This window comes from Rhizobium sp. WYCCWR10014, from assembly GCF_001657485.1.
Lineage (GTDB): Bacteria > Pseudomonadota > Alphaproteobacteria > Rhizobiales > Rhizobiaceae > Rhizobium.
In genome coordinates this window covers 1-1,439 of sequence record NZ_LXFU01000004.1, presented here as the reverse complement: position 1 = coordinate 1,439, position 1,439 = coordinate 1, and the positions used below count along the sequence as shown (strand labels likewise).

Genomic DNA, 1,439 nt, shown 5'->3' with positions numbered 1-1,439 from the left:
TGAACTGACCCCCGAAAGTTGGACATCCACCTTCGGGGGTTTTGCATGTCCAATCACAGCCTGGCTTTTAAGCTTTCTGTTGTGGAGTTTTATGAGAAGGGCGAGCGTAGTGCTCGGGAGGTCGGCGCGCACTTCGCGGTAGACCATGGGACGGTTCGCAAATGGGTAGCAAGCTATGAGGCGCATGGGGTTCCAGGTCTTGCGAAGAAGTTCAGCCACTACGATGCAGCATTCAAGCTATCGGTTCTCCAGCGGATGTGGAAGGATGGGCTCTCCTACCGCCAGACGGCGGCGCTGTTCGACATCCGCAATAAGGGTTGCCTTTCGGATTGGGAGCGACGCTACGAGACTGGTGGGATTGATGCACTGACCTCACGCCGCAAAGGAGGCCCCCGATCGATGTCCGAGCCGCCGATCCCCCGGGAGCCGCAAGCTTTGCAGAGCGACGAGGCGAAGAGCCGCGAAGAACTGCTGTCGGAACTGAACTATCTGCGCATGGAGAACGACTACCTAAAAAAACTCGAGGCCTTAACGCGCAAGCAACCAGCGCTCAAAAAGCGCAAGTCGTCCAGGCGTTAAGGCCACTCTATCCGCTTGACGACGTGCTGAAGCTTTCGGGCCTTTCCCGCAGCACGTTCTACTACCGGCAAAGGATGTCGCAGCTGGCCGACAGGCATGCTGCGCTCAAGGACAGGATCAAAGCCATCTTCGAGGCTCACAAGGGCTGCTACGGCTATCGCCGGGTGACGGCGGCGATCCGCCAGCTCGGGCAGACGGTCAATCATAAGACGGTCCAGCGCCTGATGGTCGAGATGGGATTGAAATCGCTGGTACGGCCGAAGAAATACCGCTCCTACAAAGGTGACGTCGGGCGCACAGCCCCCGACCTCGTCAAACGGCAGTTCACTGCGCAGGCAGCCAATCAGAAATGGGTCACCGACGTCACCGAGTTCAAGGTCGCCGGCGAGAAGCTCTATCTCTCGCCGGTCATGGACCTCTACAATGGCGAGATCATCGCCTACGAGACGACCACAAGGCCGGTCTTCAAACTGGTGGAAAGCATGTTGAACAAAGCCTTGAGCCGGCTGGGGAGCAATGACAAGCCGATCCTGCACTCCGATCAGGGATGGCACTACCAGATGCCAGCCTATCAGCGACAGCTTCAAAAATGCGGCATCGCCCAGAGCATGTCACGCAAAGGCAATTGCCTCGACAACGCCGCCATGGAAAGCTTCTTTGCCACCCTTAAATCCGAGCTCTTTCATCCCAATCGCTTCGTCAGCATCAAAAGCCTGAAAGACGGCATCGACGACTACATCCACTACTACAATCATCAGCGCATCAAGTTGAAACTCAAAGGGCTGAGCCCTGTGCAATACAGAACTCAGCCCTTAAATCTAACCAGCCTTTAAACCGTCCAACTTATTGGGGTCAGTTCA

General features: G+C 56.4%; 1 pseudogene. It reads left to right on the top strand.

Going from position 1 to position 1,439, the window contains the following annotated elements:
- The first annotated feature begins 45 nt into the window (after positions 1 to 45).
- Positions 46 to 1,412: pseudogene (locus A6U98_RS35360) on the top strand (IS3 family transposase).
- The last annotated feature ends 27 nt before the right edge of the window (positions 1,413 to 1,439 follow it).